Annotated in this window: 1 protein-coding gene; it reads right to left on the minus strand. The window is 35.1% G+C overall.

Annotated elements, in window-relative coordinates; all coding sequences use genetic code 11:
* Positions 1-158: 158 nt before the first annotated feature.
* Positions 159-431, minus strand: coding sequence for a hypothetical protein (locus D2K40_RS16280; RefSeq protein WP_117157364.1), 273 nt, complete (start codon positions 429-431; stop codon positions 159-161).
* Positions 432-636 lie beyond the last annotated feature (205 nt).

Here is a 636-nt window from a genome sequence, read left to right on the forward strand (position 1 = left end):
GTATTGACGGAATGGTTTCAAGAAACATGGATCTATCATTCCCATTCTCAGTTATAAAGTTAAGATAAATATGTTTATCTTCTGCCTTTCACACTTGAAGCGCTTATAGCAGAACTTGTCGAGCGGCCCCCGTTTGTTCAAGAAACAACGCTAAGATATTACTTCTCTTTGTCCATCATTCTAATGTCGTAAAATAAAACTTGAAATATTGCAAAAGAAACGATAGGTAAAACAAAGTAAAGTGTGATAAGGAGTGGTCCTTCCATTACTTGAGCTTCTACCAAGCTATGAGCAGCTCCTTCCATAAGCATTGACAGCATTAAAGCTAAAGTAATACTTAATGTAACTCTTAATCCTTTTCGTTCTTTTTTGCTTTCCCAAAAGCACGAAAAACTTATTAGTAATAAGAAAATACTCAGTAATAAAAACATACAACTTTCCCCCCTTTATTTTCAGTAACCTGCCCTTTAATGGAACAAAGGTGCAAATCCTTATTGAAGATAAGCACCCGTTTGTTTAAGTACATATTTTCACAATCAGCCATTTATCCACCTTGCCTGTCTATTACATCTCCACTTTCAGATAATCCTCTGACTACCATTTCATTACCTATCTTGAAGTAATAACGTGTACCTT

The organism is Paraliobacillus quinghaiensis (genome assembly GCF_003426025.1).
GTDB lineage: Bacteria > Bacillota > Bacilli > Bacillales > Amphibacillaceae > Paraliobacillus_A > Paraliobacillus_A quinghaiensis.

What these genes read in the sequence shown, in the direction of transcription:
- D2K40_RS16280 (WP_117157364.1), bottom strand. Translation starts at nt 431, where the DNA reads ATGTTTTTATTACTGAGTATTTTCTTATTACTAATAAGTTTTTCGTGC.